Genomic DNA, 14,979 nt, shown 5'->3' with positions numbered 1-14,979 from the left:
CCTCACGGTTGAACAACTGCTCGCATTATCCGCAAAGAAACCACGATTAACAACAATAAAATCACGCATAAAAACAGGAAAACACCATGCGCCGCAAGCGGGAAGAAACCCCTTTCAGGCGTTATACTTGCGCGTCATTTTTTACAACGAGACCAGAGCAATGCGCATCCTCCCCGCACTTCTTCCCGCTGTGCTTGCGGCGACGCTTCACGCCGCGCCCAATCCGGTAGTCACCACCCCCGACCTGCACGCGCCGGACGAAAAACTGCCGGCGGCTGCCGAGAAAGTGGCGGCGGACACGCAAAAAGACCGGCAGCAGCAGGCGCAAGTGATGGAAGTGACCGAAGAACAGCTGCTGGCCGATCCCGCCCTGCTCGCCAACGCCCTCGACAGCGCCATCATCAACGGCGATGCCGATGCGGTCGCCATGCTGCTGCCCATCTACCGCAAACTGCCCGCCGACAAGCAGGACAAAATGCTGCTGCGCTTCGGCGAAGCAATGCAGGCGCGCAGCACCGGCGATCTCTCGCTCGCCATCGCCCGCTTCCGCGAAATGATTGCCGAAGACCCCAGCCTGCAACCGGTGCGCCTGCATCTGGCGATGGCGCTGATGGCCGATCACCAGGACGAAGCGGCGCGCGCCCAGCTCGAAAAACTGCGCGCCGAACAACTGCCGGACGACATCCGCCACATCATCGAACAGGCGCTCACCACCCTGCGCGAGCGGCGCAGCTGGACCTTCAACATCGGCGGCTACTATCGCAACGAGAACAACATCAACGGCGCGCCGCGCGAACGCGAGCGTCAGGCCGGGCGCGGCACCTGGACCTTCCCCGCGCCAAAAAAAGCGCACGGCATCCACCTCGACCTCTCCGCCGAACGGCGGATGCCTGCCGCGAACGGCTGGTATGCCCAATTCGAGAGCAGCATGAACAGCGACTGGTACTGGGACGCGCACGACTACGACGACTTCCGCTTCCGCCTCGGCATGGGCGGCGGCTGGCAGAACGCCCGCTGGGATGCGAGCCTCATCCCCTTCGTGCAGCGCCGTATCTATTCCGGCCAGGGCTACTCGACCAACCTCGGCGCCGATGCCAACGTCTCCTACTGGCTGACCCCGAAATGGCGCCTGAGCGCTGCCGCCCAGGCCATGCACAAACAGCACGACCGCCGCGAATGGCTGGACGGCAACCAGTACTACGGCGGCCTGAGCGCCCTCTACGCGCCGAACGCGCGCCAGTACTGGTTTGGCGGAGCTAACGCCATCCGCAGCAAGGCGCAGGACAGCTCGGACGCCTTCAAGCGTTTCGGCGTCAACCTCGGCTGGGGGCAGGAATGGGGACTCGGCATGTCCACCCGCCTCGTCGGCACCTACGCGCGGCGCAATTACGACGGCCCCGACTTCTTCGGCATCAAGCGCAAGGACAACGAATACGGCGTCTCGCTCAGCCTCTGGAACCGCAATCTCTACTTCTGGGGCATCACCCCGCGCCTGACCTTCAGCTGGGACCGCACCGCCAGCAACCACTTCTACTATGACGACCACGATCAGGACATCTATCTCGAACTGAGCAAATCCTTCTGAACCCCGCCCACAACCCACCGGAGAAAACCATGACAAACCAACCCGCCCGTTCCCTGCTGCTGCCGCTTGCCGGCGCCTTTCTCGCCCCCATCGTCCTCGTGCTGGGCTGCTATTTCGTCATCGGCGGCACCGGCGGTGCCGTGACAGCCACCGATGACGGACAGGACCGCCGCCTGGCCCCCGTCGGCCAACTGACGGCGCCGCCACCCGCCGCTGCCGCCGAAACTACCGCCGCGCAACCCGCTGCTGTCGCCGAAAGCACCGCCGCACAGCCCGCCGCTGCTGCCGAAAGCACTGCCGCGCAACCCGCCACCGCCGAAAGCGCTGCCGCACAACCCGCCGCTGCCGCCGAAAACGCCACCGCGCAGCCCGACGCTGCCGCTGAAAGCACCGCAGCGCAACCCGACGCTGCCGCCGAAAGCACCGCAGCGCAACCCGCCGCTGCCGCCGAAAATACCGCCGAAACTACCGCCGCGCAACCCGCAGTTGCCGCCGAAAGCACCGCCGCACAACCCGCCGCTGCCGCCGAAACGACCGCCGAGCAACCCGCCGCTACCGCCGAAAGCACCGCCGCACAACCCGCTGCTGCTGAAAGCGCCGCCGCACAACCCGCCGCTGCTGCTGAAAGCGCCGCCGCACAACCCGCCGCTGCTGCTGAAAGCACCGCCGAGCAACCCGCCGCTGCCGCCGAAACTACCGCCGCACAACCCGCCACCGCCGAAAGCGCTGCCGCACAGCCTGCCGCTGCCGCTGAAAGCACCGCCGCGCAGCCCGCTGCTGCCGCCGAAAGCACTGCCGCACAACCCGCCGCTGCCGCCGAAAGCGCTGCCGCACAACCTGCCGCTGCCGCCGAAAGCGCTGCCGCACAACCTGCCGCTGCCGCCGAAACTACCACCGCGCCACCCGCCGCCGCCGAAAGCACCGCCGCACAACCTGCCGCCGAACCGGCGGCAACGGGCGGCAAATAACCCCGGCAACCCCGCTGCCGACAAGTGCCTCCCCAAGCGGCTTCTCGTGCAGAAACAGTAACAACAAAAAGAAACAGGGCGGGTTGAAACCCGCCCTGCGCCGTTATTCCCAGCCTTCGTTACGGCAATATTTCTTTATGATGGCTTTCCCATGTGGTCTTCCCCTTACGTCGTTGCGCGACACCTTCCCCCGCAAGCGGCGCATAAGTATCTGCCTATCCGGGCAGGCGTAATTCTTTAATAACAAAAGATAAATTCCCTTCCCCGCTTGCGGGGGAGGGTAGGGTGGGGCTCGTCCGCAGGGAGAATCGGGCCAAGTAAGGCAAGCAGGCGTCTTTTGCCCCCTTCCGCCCTCCGGGCACCTTCCCCCGCATGCGGGGGAAGGATGAACCACGGTCGTTAAAAAGATTTTCTCGTTGCGGGATAGGCGGATACCTATGCAGCGGAGGAAGGGTTTTTCTTCATGGAAATCCCCTTTATTCCGGGGCGTTATGGTCGTTTCAACTAGAACTGATACGGTGTTGGCTTGCCTCGCCGTACTATCTGTACTGTCTTCGGCTCACCGCCTTGTCTCAGCCCTATTTGAAACGACTATATTTTTGTCGTGCGCGAAGGTGGCAGCCACAAGCAACCGGGCGGCTCGGCCGCCCGGTTGCCGCCGTCGCCCCGCCCGGCCGCTTTCCTTTCGCCCATGTCCCGGTGATTTACACCATATGCACGGCGATATACAGCAAAAAACGGTCATCGGTATGGTCGATGTCCAGGCAGGTCAGTGCGAAAATCTTGCGCAAGCGGTATTCCAGCGTGTTGCGGTGAACAAACAGCGCCTGCGCGATCGGCGTTGCCTCATGTTGTGCGCGAACCACGCGCGCGGGGTTTTGAGCAGCAAGCCGTTTTTGTCGGCGCGTTTGAGTTTGTCGAGCGTCCGCGCCAGTTCGCGGGACTGCCAGCCGTCTTTGCGCGGGTTGAGCAATACCGGCAGCATCAGTTCCTGGTAATGGTAAATCCGCCGGTTGGGGAAACGGTTTTTGCCGACTTCCAGCGCCGCTTGCGCGGTTTGACAGGAAAGGGCGATGGCGTTTTGTCCTGCATGGCCGGTAAAGTAATGCCCCAGCGCGATGCGGACAGTCAGCGAAGTCTGTTCGCTCATGCGCGCTACCAGCGCATCAATGCGTGCTATATGGTTTTGCAGATTCCAGTGTCCGTGGGGATTCAATGCGGGTTTCAGCACGACCAGCCGCGTCAGCGACAATACGGCGACCAGGTTGTCGCGTTCGGGATAGTGCAGCAGCTTTTGCAGGGTGCGCATTTCCTCGTTGATTTCTGCCACGCCCAAATGCCCGGTATCCACTTCGATAATGCAGGCCACGCGCGGCATGCGCAAATCCACGCCGAGGCGGTTTGCCCGGCTTTCTATGGCGGGCGTGATTTTTTCGGCCGACACCAGATTCAGGATCAGTTCTTCTTTCAGCCGCGCATCCTGCGCCAGCATCTCGAACAAACGCGCCTGTTCCAGCATCATCTCCGCCGTCATGCCGACCAGGCGGGCAAATTCCTGCGAATGGCCGGGGTTGCCGGTCAGGCCGATAACGCCGATGATTTCGCCGTCCAGCCGCAGGGGCATATTCAGACCCGGCTTGACGCCGTGCAGCGGGCTGTCTTCATCGATACCGACCGTCCTGCCCTGTGCCAAAGCCAGCAATGCGCCGTCGTGTTTCTGCCCGATACGCTGCGCGTCGCCGCTGGCAATGATGACGCCGTCTGCATCCATGATGTTGATATTGCAGCCGATGATTGCCATGGTGCGCGCGACGATTTTCTGCGCCATGCCGGGGGTGAGTTCGTGCATATCACTGTCCTGCCACAATAAAAAACCCATTATGGTTTTTCTCTGTCAAATAGCAGCAAGGAATCTGGAACGGGATCATGCTTTTAGTGGCATTGCACAAAGACTTTTCCGCCCCGCTTCTGCATAATCCCACCTGTGACAAGCCCCTCCTCTTCTTTACCTTCCGGAGAAAGTGCATGGTTTCCGCTTCCGCATCGGGTGCAATCGTTGCGCCGGTTATTGCCACCGGACGGGTTTCGCCCGCATACGGCAGACCGGCAGATACGCTGATGGCGCCGGGTGCGGGCACGGGGCATCAAGGCGGGCAACCTGATGCCGCTTCTGAATGCCGCCGCAGGCCCGGACGGCGTACCCCCCTTCCCCCACATATATGCAGGAGACTGATATGAAAATCGTCATAGCCCCCGATTCGTTCAAAGAAAGCCTGTCGGCAATGGAAGTTGCCGAAGCCATCGAAACCGGGCTGAAAAAAGTGTTGCCCGATGCCGAATACGTCAAGGTGCCGATGGCGGACGGCGGCGAAGGCACGGTCCAGTCCTTGATTGACGCCTCGCAAGGCTGCCTCAAAACCGTGGAAGTAACTGCCCCGCTGGGCAACAAGGTGCAAGCCCAATTCGGCATTTCCGGCAACGGCAAAACTGCCATCATCGAAATGGCAGCGGCTTCGGGGCTGCATCTGGTGCCGCCGGAACGGCGCAATCCGCTGCTGACCACCAGCTTTGGCACCGGCGAACTGATTCTGTCGGCACTGGATGAAGGCGTGCAAAAAATCATCCTCGGCATCGGCGGCAGCGCGACCAACGACGGCGGCGCAGGCATGCTGCAAGCCCTGGGCGCACGTTTTGCAGACGGCAGCGGCCATCCGCTCGGCTTTGGCGGCGGTGCGCTCGCGCACATCGAACAGGCCGATTTCAGCGGGCTGGATTCGCGCCTGCGCGATGTGGATTTTGAAGTCGCCTGCGACGTCGATAACCCCTTGTGCGGTGAAAAAGGGGCGTCTGCCGTGTTCGGCCCGCAGAAGGGCGCGACGGCGGCAATGGTGGCGGAACTGGATGCCGCACTCGCCCGCTTCGCCGCCAAAGTCCGGGCCGCCACCGGCAAAAACATCAAAGACCATGCGGGTGCGGGCGCGGCAGGCGGCATGGGCGGCGGTTTGCTCACCCTGCCCAACGTGCACCTGAGGGCAGGCGCGCAAATCGTGCTGGAAACTGTCGGTCTGGCAAGGTATGTCAAAGATGCCGACCTGGTCATCACCGGCGAAGGCCGCATGGACTCGCAAAGTGCACACGGCAAGACCCCCATCGGCGTGGCACAGGTGGCCAAGCAATACGGCAAACCCGTCATCGCCATTGTCGGCTGTCTGCGTGAAGATTACGAAGTCGTCTATGCGCACGGTATCGACGCCGTCTTCCCGATTATCCGCCAGCTCGGTTCGCTGGAAACCGTGCTGGCCAACGCGCGGGACAACCTGATTTCGACCGCGCAGAATGTTGCCAGGCTGTACCGGCTGGGCAGGTAAACCTGCACGGCGCCTGGTGCGCCGGCACGAAGGCAAAATGCGCGGCATAAAAAATCAGGCGGCCAATGGCCGCCTGATTGCCGTCATCATCCTGCTTGCACCGGTTTGCCTTCCTTGCGCTGCGCGCGCAGACGGGCACGGGTGGTGCGAAAAAAAGCGATGCGCCGTTTGCGCCGCCACAGGTAGTAAACGATGAAGGCGGCGAGGCAGACGAACAGCGTTACGGTCAGGTATTTGAATTCGTGCATTTTCCTCATCATCCATTCGCTGTTTTCCGCGCCGTAGAAGCCGATATAGACGAAGAAGGGCACGGAGAGCAGCGCGGCGATGCCGTCCATGAGGGTGAACTGCCAGAAGCTGATGCGGCGGGTGATGCCGGTCATGACGTAAATCGGCGCGCGCAGGCCGGGCAGGAAGCGGGCGATAAAGACGAGGCGGTTGCCGTAGCGCAGGAAGAGGGTTTCTGTTTGCAGCATCCGCTTCGGGGTGAGCAGTTTGGAAAACCAGCGCGATTTGCGCAGGTGCGGGCCGAATTTCCAGCCGATGAGGTACATCATCCAGTCGCCCGCGAGCACGCCGAGATAGGCGACCGCCAGCATGATGTGCACATTTTTGTCGCCGAGGGCGGAGATGATGCCGGCGGTGACGAGGGTGATGTCTTCCGGCAGGGGCAGGCCCATGCCGCAGAGGACGAGTACGCTGAAGACGGCGTAATAGCCGTATTCGAAAAAAAAGCTTTGCAGGAAGGACATTTAGAGTCTCAAACGGGTGCGGGTGAAAGGCGCGCATCATATCAAAGCGGCGGGTGCTTTGCGCGCCCGCCGCTGGTGGGGAAGTCCATGAATTTAGTGATTTTGTTGTTGTTTTTTGACGGCCTGCACGCCCGGGTTGGCATCAATGCGTGCGTAGTAATCGCCGAGGCGGTCGAAACCGTCGAGGCCGATTTGCAGCGTGTGCGCCCAGCGCAGGGTGGTGTACACATAGATGTCGGCGATGCTGAGGCTGCCGGCAAGATAGTTTTGCCCGTGCAGGGCGTCGTTGACGATGCCGTAAAGATGCAGGATGGCGGCGCGTCCGCCTGCCGCGAGCGCCTGTTGCGCCGCTTCGTCCTCGACGTAGCGCGCCGGGCCGAAGACCAGGCTGAAGCGGCGGTGCAGGTCGCTGTTGGCAAAAGCCAGCCACTGCCGCGCTTTCGCCGTGGTGCGCACATCGCCGTGGCCGAAGATGCCCGCTTTGGGGGCGAGATCGTGAATGTAGCCGACAATGGCGACATTCTGCGTCAGCGTCCAGTCGCCGTCTTCCAGAAGCGGCACCTGCCCGAGCGGGTTGAGCTTGAGATAAGCGGGCGTCTTGATGCTGTCGCGGGTTTCCGCGACAGCCTCGTAAGGCAGGCCGGACCATTGCAGGGCGACATGCGGCACGAAGGCGCAACTGCCCGGGAAATAATGCAGTTTCAACATGATAATTTCCTCAAAAAGCACCGATTGTGCGGGTGGTTTATAACAAAAAGCAGAGCCAATAGCAGATCTATACCAGGATGAAAATGTTTTAACCATAACGTAATATACTCATGTTTTCACAATATTTTGAGGATGCTCTAGTTATGAAGAAAATTCTTTGTTCTTCGCTGCTTATGGCTTTTGGTGTGGCACTGGTGGGCTGCGCACCCGTTGCAAAGGAAATGGTGGCAACGGGCGGCAGCAAGGCTGATGGTGTCATTGAACTCAGTTATGACTATATGGAAATGGAAACTCCAACGGTAAATAAATTGCAAGGGCTAAAAACGGCAGAAAAGCGTTGCCAGGCATGGGGATATAAACGCGCTGAAGCCTTTGGTGGCGAAAAAACCACTTGCACACAAAGCCCTGGGGTATGGACAACCTGCCGCAAATACACCACCACCGTGCAATATCAGTGCATGGATGAATAAGGCGCGAAATAGCCACTTTTTAACTTTACGACCAAGCGAGCCTCTTTATGTACGACTTTATTATGGAAGATAACCCCGGTCGCGTCCGCGTGATCGACATCGACCGCAGCGGTGTGCAGACCATCCCCGCCCGGGCGGATGAGGATTACGACATCCGGGGCACGGGTGCGGTGGAAACCGTGCAGCAGGGACAGGATTTGTGGATTTATCAGGATGGCGAACTGCGCGCCGTGGTGCAGGATTACTATGCCTACCACAGCAGCGCCCCGGCCATTGCTTACGCGGCCATGCCGGACTACGCCCCGCCGCCCGTGCCCGATAACGCGCCGTCCCTGCCGCACACCACCGCCACCACCGCACACAGCGGCAACACGCCGGGGGCGCTGCCCTTCGTCATCGGCGGGCTTGCCCTGGTTGGCGGCGGCGTGGCGCTGGCGGCAGGCGGGGGCGGCAGTGATAAAGGCAGCGGCGGCGGCAACACGCCCACCCCCGCCAACCGCCCGACGCTTCCCGCAGACGATCCGGCGCAGCACAACGGCAGCGTCAGCGTCAGCGACAGCCGCTTCGCCGGCGACCGCTCGACCAACAGCTACTACTTCATTCAGGCGTTAAACAGCGACGACAACGACGGCCACCTCGCCGGACACGTCATGGGCCAACCGCTGACCGTGCGCTACCACTTCGCGACCGACGCCTACGACCGCATCGGCGGCTTCTACCTGAGCGGCTTCCGCGTCTTCAGCGAAGCGCAGAAAGCCGACATCCGCGCGGCGATGGCGGACATCAGCCGCTACACCAACATCCGCTTCGTCGAAACAGGGGCGGATGATGCCACCCTGCATTACTACCTTGACGACCTCAGCATCGCCCAGGAAGGACACAGCGAAGACAGCATCGTTACCGGTTACGCGCGCTATGGCGGCGATGTCCACCTCAACGCCAAAGGCTTTGCCGCCGACGACGCCTTCCGCCACGGCAAACAGTACGTCATCAACGGCGAAGGCCAATTCTTCCCCTCCGGCTGGGCGACCCTTATCCACGAAATCGGGCACAGCATCGGCCTGACCCACCCTTTCGGCGACCAGAACAGCGTCAGTCTGCCCGGTGTCGAAAACCGCGACGACCTCACCCTGATGTCCTACACCTCCGCCGAGCATGCCGGGCGGCTCACCTTCAGTTTGAACGGCGAGCAGTACTACATCGACAACCCGCCGCTCTCGCCCACCAAACAGGGCATCTACGACCTCATCGCCCTGCATTACCGCTACGGCGTCAACCCCGACTACAACAGCGGCGACGACACCTACCATTTCGGCCGCTTCAATGCCGACACCCTCGGCAACGGCATCTACATCTTCGATGGTGGCGGGCAGGACATGCTTGATGCCTCCGACCAGACGCAAAACCTCTTCCTCGACCTCACGCCGGGCAGCTGGAACTACGCGGGCAGCAAGAGTGACAACCTCGTGCTCAACGGCTACGGCCAGCCGAACAGCGGCCAGCTCTTCATCGGCTACGGCACACAAATCGAAAATGCCAAAGGCGGCACGGGCCACGACACCATCAAGGGCAACAGCGCCGCCAACTACCTCTTCGGCTACGACGGCAACGACCGCATCGACGGCGGCGCGGGCGACGACCGCCTCGAAGGCGGACGCGGCGGCGACACCCTCACCGGCGGACGCGGCGCGGACACCTTCCGCTTCGCCAGCCCGCTTGACGGCAGCCACGACACCATCACCGACTTCAACCTGAAAGAAGGCGACCTGCTCGAACTCGACCACCGCATCTACACCGCCCTGCAAGAAAGTGGCACCCTGCGCGCCGCACAATTCACCAAAGGCAGCGCCGCACAAGACGCGGACGACCGCATCATCTACAACCCGACGACAGGCGAACTCGCCTACGACCCGGACGGCAACGGCACCGCAGCGGCCACGCTCATCGCCAACATCGGCCGCGACCTCGAACTGAGCGCCAGCCATATCCACATCATCTGATGTTCCGGTACGGCAAAATCGGCCGCTTGCGACCGTAGGGCGGGCCTCGGCCCGCCCCCGCGCGGCACCGCCCTCTTCCCCGGCCTCGCCCTCCTCCACATCGCCCGCGCCCGCACAGACAGCGTCTGGTACAGCGCCTCCAAAGAGCCCTGCCATACCGGATAAACCAAAGAACGCCCGCCAGGCGGGACAAACACCGGGCCCGCGTAGGGTGGGCAACTGGTTGCCCACGCGGGTTGCGGAAAGAGAAAACAGCCGCCAAGCGGCGCAAACACCGGGCTCACCGCCGGGCGGGACAAAAAGTCCGGCACGCAGGCGGCGGGAAATGGCCTTGATGTGGCGCGTAAAATGGCGCGGTGTTTTATCCATATGAGGGAGTACGCCGATGTTTTACCTGTTGGTTGCGGTCAAACTGATTCTCGGATTTCTGGCGCTGGTGCTGGTCATCAACCTGACCGGCAAGGGCAATCTCGCGCCCGCCTCGGCCAGCGATCAGGTACAGAACTACGTGTTGGGCGGGATTGTCGGCGGGGTGATCTACAACCCCGATATCACCATCCTTGAATTCCTGCTGATCCTGGTGATCTGGTTCGCGCTGGCGCTGTCGCTGCGCTGGTTGAAAAAACACAATAGTCTGGTCAAGCGGATAGTGGACGGACAGCCGGTGCTGCTGATTTCGCGCGGCAAGATTGATGTGGAAGCGGTGCGGCGGGTCGGCATGTCGGCACATGAGCTCGCCTTCAAACTGCGCACCCAGGGCGCGTACGCAGTGAAAGACGTCAAACAGGTCATCCTCGAACAGGACGGACGGCTCATCATCACGCAGATGGGCGAGGAAAAACCGAAATATCCGCTGATTACCGACGGCGTCATCCAGCAGGCGACGCTGGATATGATTGACAAGGACGAAGACTGGCTGCAAGCAGAATTGCAGGCGCAGGGCTATACGGACGCGAGCGCGGTGTTCCTCGCGGAATACGAACATGGTCAGATAACAATAACGGGATATTGATGCTCTTCCTGCGCGACGCATCCGCTGCGGTCATCCAAACCGCCGGGCGCATCACGCTGCCGCGTCGGCGGTACGGGAAAGGGCAGGGCAGGGGCGCACGGCGGCACCGCCGGAAATACCGCTGGTGCGGCTGACGACGGTGAGTGCGGGCTACCGCCCCAGTTTGCTTTCCACTTGCGCGCCTTCGCTGTCGCCGGCGCTTTTCAGGCGGTCGAGCAGCTCCTGCCAGTCAATTTTGCGGGTGTGGCCGATGATGTCGAGGTGCGGCAGGCCGCGCCCTTTGACGAGGTAATAGCCGCCGCTGCCGTCTTGGGCGGGGGCGATGCCGTCCAGGGTGAGCACGCCGTTTTCGAGGTGGGCGGTGAAGCCGAGGCGCTCGTAGGGGAAGCGGTTCAAGACGCGGATGAACTGGTTGAGCATGAGGTTGCCGCCGCCCGCGCGGGCGAGGTAGGCCACCGCTTCGTGGCTGATGCGGCGGTGTCCGGGGTTGTGCGGCGGGGTGTAGAGGCGGGCGCGGAAGTGCTGCGGGCGCCAGTTGGTGAGGATGACGTCGGTCGCCTCGCCTTCGATGCGGCCTTCGATTTCGCCGATGCCGAAGGTGTGAGTCAGTGGTTGCAGATCGAGGTTGTGCAGGCGCAGGGCGAAACCGGCGTAGGGCGCGTCGCTGAAAAAGCGGCGGATGTGCAGGTGGTCGATGTGGATGGTGCCGCCGAAGGTGCTGAGGTTGACGGGTTGTTGCAGTTGCAGGCCGTCCCTGTTCAGGCGGATGTCGGGCAGGGTGCCGCCGAGGCTGCCGGGGAAGCGGATGGTGTCGAGCGCGTCGCCGAGCCGGGCGAGGCTGATGGGGGCGATACGGGCGCTGAGGGTGTAGCCGTCCTGCTGCGGTTCGAGGCGCTCCACGGTGATGCCGCCGTCGAGGATGGGGATGTGCAGCGGTTTTTCGAGGGTGATGCCGCGCGCGTCCCAACGGTAGTCGGCGCGGATGGTGCCGACGGGCAGTTTGTGCCAGCGCCCGCCCGCGAGGGTGAGGCGCGAGGGGCTGCCGTCGTCGCCGGTCTGGCCGTCGAGGTCGCGCAGTTGGTAGCGGCCTTGCCGGTCGGTGATGTGGAGGTGGTGGAAGACGGCGGCGAGGTCGCGCATTTGCCCGTCGCGGTAGCTGCCGCGCAGGTAGAGGCTGCCTTTGAGCGCGGCGTCGCCGAAGAGGCCGTCGCCGAGGTAGGGTTGGAGGTAGCGGCGGTAGAGGTGGTCGGCGTCGCCCGTGAGGTGGTGCAGGCTGAGGGCGGTGAGGCGATTGGCGCGGCGGTCCCAGTCGAGGTCGGCGCGGGCGCCGGCGTGGGCGTCTGCCACGGTGAGGTCGCGGACGCGCAGGCGGTCGGGGCGGTAGTCGAGGTGGAGGCGGGCGGTGAGCGGTGCGCCGTCGTGCCGGTAGTAGTAGGGGGTGAGGAGGATTTCGCCCGCGCGCAGGGTGAGGGCGATGTCGCCCTGCCAGCGCTTGCCGCCGCCGTGCAGGTCGAGGCGGATGCTGCCGCGCAGGTGTTCCGCCGCGCGCAGGCTGTCGGCGCTGTTGTAGCGGGCGTCGTGCAGGGTAATCCCGCCGCTGACGTGGTAATCCGCCCCGGTGCGGCGGATGGTGAGGGCGGGGCGGATGTCGCCGCCGAGCTGTTGCTGTTTGAGCAGCGGTTCGAGCAGGGCGAGCGGCAGGTCGGCGCGGATGGCGGCGCTGCCGTCCGCGTAGGCGAGGGTGGTGTGCAGGCGGTGTGTGCCCGCGCGCAGGGTGAGGCGGCTTTCCGGCGGCAGGCGCAGTTCGCCGCGCAGGATGTTCGCGAGGATGAGGCGGTCGCTGTGCAGGTGCAGCGCGGTGCCGCCAAGGGTGCCGCGCAGGTTGAGGTCTTCAAGGGTGAGGCTGTCGCGCGCGCGGCGCAGGCGGGCGTCGAGGCGGGTGTTGTCGAGCGGGCTGCCCGCGAGACGGGTTGCGGGCAGGCTGCCGCTGATGCGCCAGTCGCTGCCGTCGGTGCTTTCGGCGCGCAGGTGCAGGTTGTTGACGGGCACGCCGCCGATTTTGCCGCTTGCGATGTCGAGTTCGACGGTGAGGGCGGCTGCGGCGGTGGCGGCGAGGGCGAGAATGGCGATGATGGGGCGCAGGTTCATGGCGGCATTATGCCGCCTCCGCCGCCGCAGTTTGGTGAATGTGGCGGGCGGCGTTGCGGTTTTCTCGCCGGCAGCCTTGTTTTTTGCCGCATTGTCCCGCATTGTTGCGGCGGGCTGCCGCCCGTTTTCTTTCCGCTACTTGTTTTTAAGGATTTTTATGACTTCTCTTCTCTCTTCTGCATTTGTCTATTTGGGGGCAGCGGTGCTGATCGTGCCGGTGTCAAAGCGGCTTGGTCTCGGCTCGGTGCTGGGTTATCTGCTGGCAGGCATCCTCATCGGCCCGGTATTTCATTTCGTCGGCGCAGAAACGCACGATGTGCAGCACATTGCCGAATTTGGCGTGGTCATCATGCTGTTCCTTATCGGGCTCGAACTGGAACCGGCCATGCTGTGGAAACTGCGCGCCAAATTGTTCGGCCTCGGCGGTTTGCAGGTCGTCCTGACGATACTCGTGATTGCCGCGCTTGCCATGCTGCTGGGGCAGCCGTGGCAGGTGGCGGTCGCCGCCGGTTGCGTGCTGGCGCTCTCATCCACCGCGATTGTCTTGCAGACGCTCGGCGAGAAGGGCTTGCTGAACAGTCCGGGCGGGCAGTCGGCGTTTTCGGTGCTGCTCTTTCAGGATATTGCCGTCATCCCGATGCTGGCGCTCCTGCCGCTCCTCGCCCTGCCGGAACTCGCCGCGCAGGCGGGCGGCGGGCATACGGCGGCGACGCTGCTTGACGGCATGCCCGCCTGGCAGAAAGCGGCGCTGATTGTCGCGGTCATCGGCGGTATCGTCGGCGGCGCCCACTTCCTCACCCGCCCGTTTTTCCGCTACATCGCCCGCTCGCACCTGCGCGAGATGTACACGGCGACGGCGCTGGCGCTGATAATCGGCATTGCCGCGCTGATGAGCCTGATCGGCCTCTCGCCTGCACTGGGCGCCTTCGTCGCCGGAGTGGTGCTGGCGGACAGCGAATACCGGCACGAACTGGAAAGCACACTGGAACCCTTCAAGGGCCTCCTGCTCGGCCTCTTCTTCATCACCGTCGGCGCGGGTATCGATTTCAACCTGCTCTTTAACGAATTTGGCACCATCCTCTGCCTGACGCTGGCGGTGATGCTGGTCAAAGCGGCGGTGCTGCACGTCCTCGGCAAACTCTTCCGCCAGCGCGGCCTGAACAACCGTCTCTTCGCCCTCAGCCTTGCCCAGGCGGGGGAGTTCGGCTTCGTGCTGCTGTCCTTTGTGGTGCAAAACGCCGTGATGCCGCAAGCCGTGGCGGATCGCCTGCTGCTCGTGGTGGCGCTCTCCATGCTGTTCACGCCGCTGCTCTTCATCGTGTACGAAAAATTCCCGCGCGCAGCCGCTGTCGGACAAGACCCGCGTCAGGCCGATACCATCGCCGAAGAAAACCCCATCATCATCCTCGGCCACGGCCGTTTCGGGCAGGCAATCGACGGCCTGCTCGAATCCTGCGGCTACCACACCACCGTCATCGACTACGACGTGGAAACCGTGGAAGGCCTGGCCAAATACGGCATCAAAACCTACTTCGGCGACGCCTCCCGCCCGGAACTGCTGGAAGCAGCGGGCATTGCCAAGGCACAACTGCTGGTGGTCGCCATCGACAACGCCGAACAGGCCACCGCCATCGTCGAAGAAGCGCGCAAACGCTACCCACAGCTGCCCATCCTTGCCCGCGCCTACGACCGTCGGCACGTTTACGCACTCTACCGCGCAGGCGCACAGGAAATCGTCCGCGAAACCTTCGACGCGGCGATGCGCAGCGGGCGGATTGCCCTGGAAATGCTCGGCATGGATATCGCGCTGGCGCAGAAAATCAGCGACTTCTACTATCACCGCGACCGCCACAGCGTGCGCCTGATGGCGGATGCCTACGACCCCGACCTGCCCCGCTTCGGCAACGAACGCATGGCGATGATTGCCAAAGCCGACGACGCCGAAACAGAGGCGATGATTGCGGCGCT

The 14,979-nt window shown here is 63.1% G+C and carries 10 protein-coding genes and 1 pseudogene; 7 read left to right on the top strand and 4 right to left on the bottom strand.

Annotated features, from left to right (window positions below):
- The first annotated feature begins 160 nt into the window (after positions 1-160).
- Positions 161-1,585 (top strand): surface lipoprotein assembly modifier, encoded by a 1,425-nt coding sequence (locus Q0562_RS09850; RefSeq protein WP_298643927.1) that lies wholly within the window; start codon positions 161-163, stop codon positions 1,583-1,585.
- Between the two features lie 29 nt (positions 1,586-1,614).
- Complete coding sequence (locus Q0562_RS09845; protein WP_298643925.1) at positions 1,615-2,553, top strand: hypothetical protein; 939 nt, start codon at positions 1,615-1,617, stop codon at positions 2,551-2,553.
- 704 nt (positions 2,554-3,257) lie between these two features.
- On the opposite strand, the pseudogene Q0562_RS09840 reads toward Q0562_RS09845, so the two are convergent.
- A pseudogene (locus Q0562_RS09840) lies at positions 3,258-4,402 on the bottom strand (sugar diacid recognition domain-containing protein).
- 385 nt (positions 4,403-4,787) lie between these two features.
- Between Q0562_RS09840 and Q0562_RS09835 the strand changes: the two are divergent.
- On the top strand, positions 4,788-5,921 hold the full coding sequence (locus Q0562_RS09835) for a glycerate kinase (protein ID WP_298643921.1): 1,134 nt from the start codon (positions 4,788-4,790) through the stop codon (positions 5,919-5,921).
- 86 nt (positions 5,922-6,007) lie between these two features.
- Here Q0562_RS09835 and Q0562_RS09830 read toward each other — a convergent pair whose 3' ends face one another.
- Both Q0562_RS09830 and Q0562_RS09825 read right to left on the bottom strand, forming a co-directional pair.
- Entirely contained in the window at positions 6,008-6,673 is a 666-nt protein-coding gene (locus tag Q0562_RS09830) for a DedA family protein (RefSeq protein WP_298643918.1), read from the bottom strand.
- 93 nt (positions 6,674-6,766) lie between these two features.
- Positions 6,767-7,381, bottom strand: a complete 615-nt coding sequence (locus tag Q0562_RS09825; RefSeq protein ID WP_298643916.1) for a glutathione S-transferase N-terminal domain-containing protein — start codon at positions 7,379-7,381, stop codon at positions 6,767-6,769.
- A gap of 143 nt (positions 7,382-7,524) precedes the next feature.
- On the opposite strand from Q0562_RS09825, the gene yecR reads away from it, so the two are divergent.
- The 3 genes from yecR (at position 7,525) to Q0562_RS09810 (ending at position 10,863) form a co-directional block, all read left to right on the top strand.
- A complete protein-coding gene (gene yecR / locus Q0562_RS09820) occupies positions 7,525-7,851 on the top strand; it encodes a YecR family lipoprotein (RefSeq protein ID WP_298643914.1) in 327 nt (108 codons plus the stop codon).
- A gap of 47 nt (positions 7,852-7,898) precedes the next feature.
- Positions 7,899-9,851, top strand: coding sequence for a M10 family metallopeptidase C-terminal domain-containing protein (locus Q0562_RS09815; protein ID WP_298643911.1), 1,953 nt, complete (start codon positions 7,899-7,901; stop codon positions 9,849-9,851).
- Between the two features lie 385 nt (positions 9,852-10,236).
- Complete coding sequence (locus Q0562_RS09810) at positions 10,237-10,863, top strand: DUF421 domain-containing protein (protein ID WP_298643910.1); 627 nt, start codon at positions 10,237-10,239, stop codon at positions 10,861-10,863.
- 150 nt (positions 10,864-11,013) lie between these two features.
- On the opposite strand, the gene Q0562_RS09805 is transcribed toward Q0562_RS09810, so the two are convergent.
- Positions 11,014-13,011 carry a hypothetical protein gene (locus Q0562_RS09805; protein ID WP_298643908.1) on the bottom strand — a complete coding sequence of 666 codons (1,998 nt, stop codon included), beginning with the start codon at positions 13,009-13,011 and terminating at the stop codon, positions 11,014-11,016.
- A 157-nt stretch (positions 13,012-13,168) separates the two neighbouring features.
- Between Q0562_RS09805 and Q0562_RS09800 the strand changes: the two genes are divergently transcribed.
- A partial coding sequence (locus Q0562_RS09800; protein ID WP_298643906.1) for a monovalent cation:proton antiporter-2 (CPA2) family protein occupies positions 13,169-14,979 on the top strand: 1,811 nt, incomplete at its 3' end.

It is taken from the genome of uncultured Cardiobacterium sp., from assembly GCF_938028825.1.
Classification (GTDB): Bacteria; Pseudomonadota; Gammaproteobacteria; order Cardiobacteriales; family Cardiobacteriaceae; genus Cardiobacterium.
This window is presented reverse-complemented; position numbering and strand designations above follow the sequence as displayed.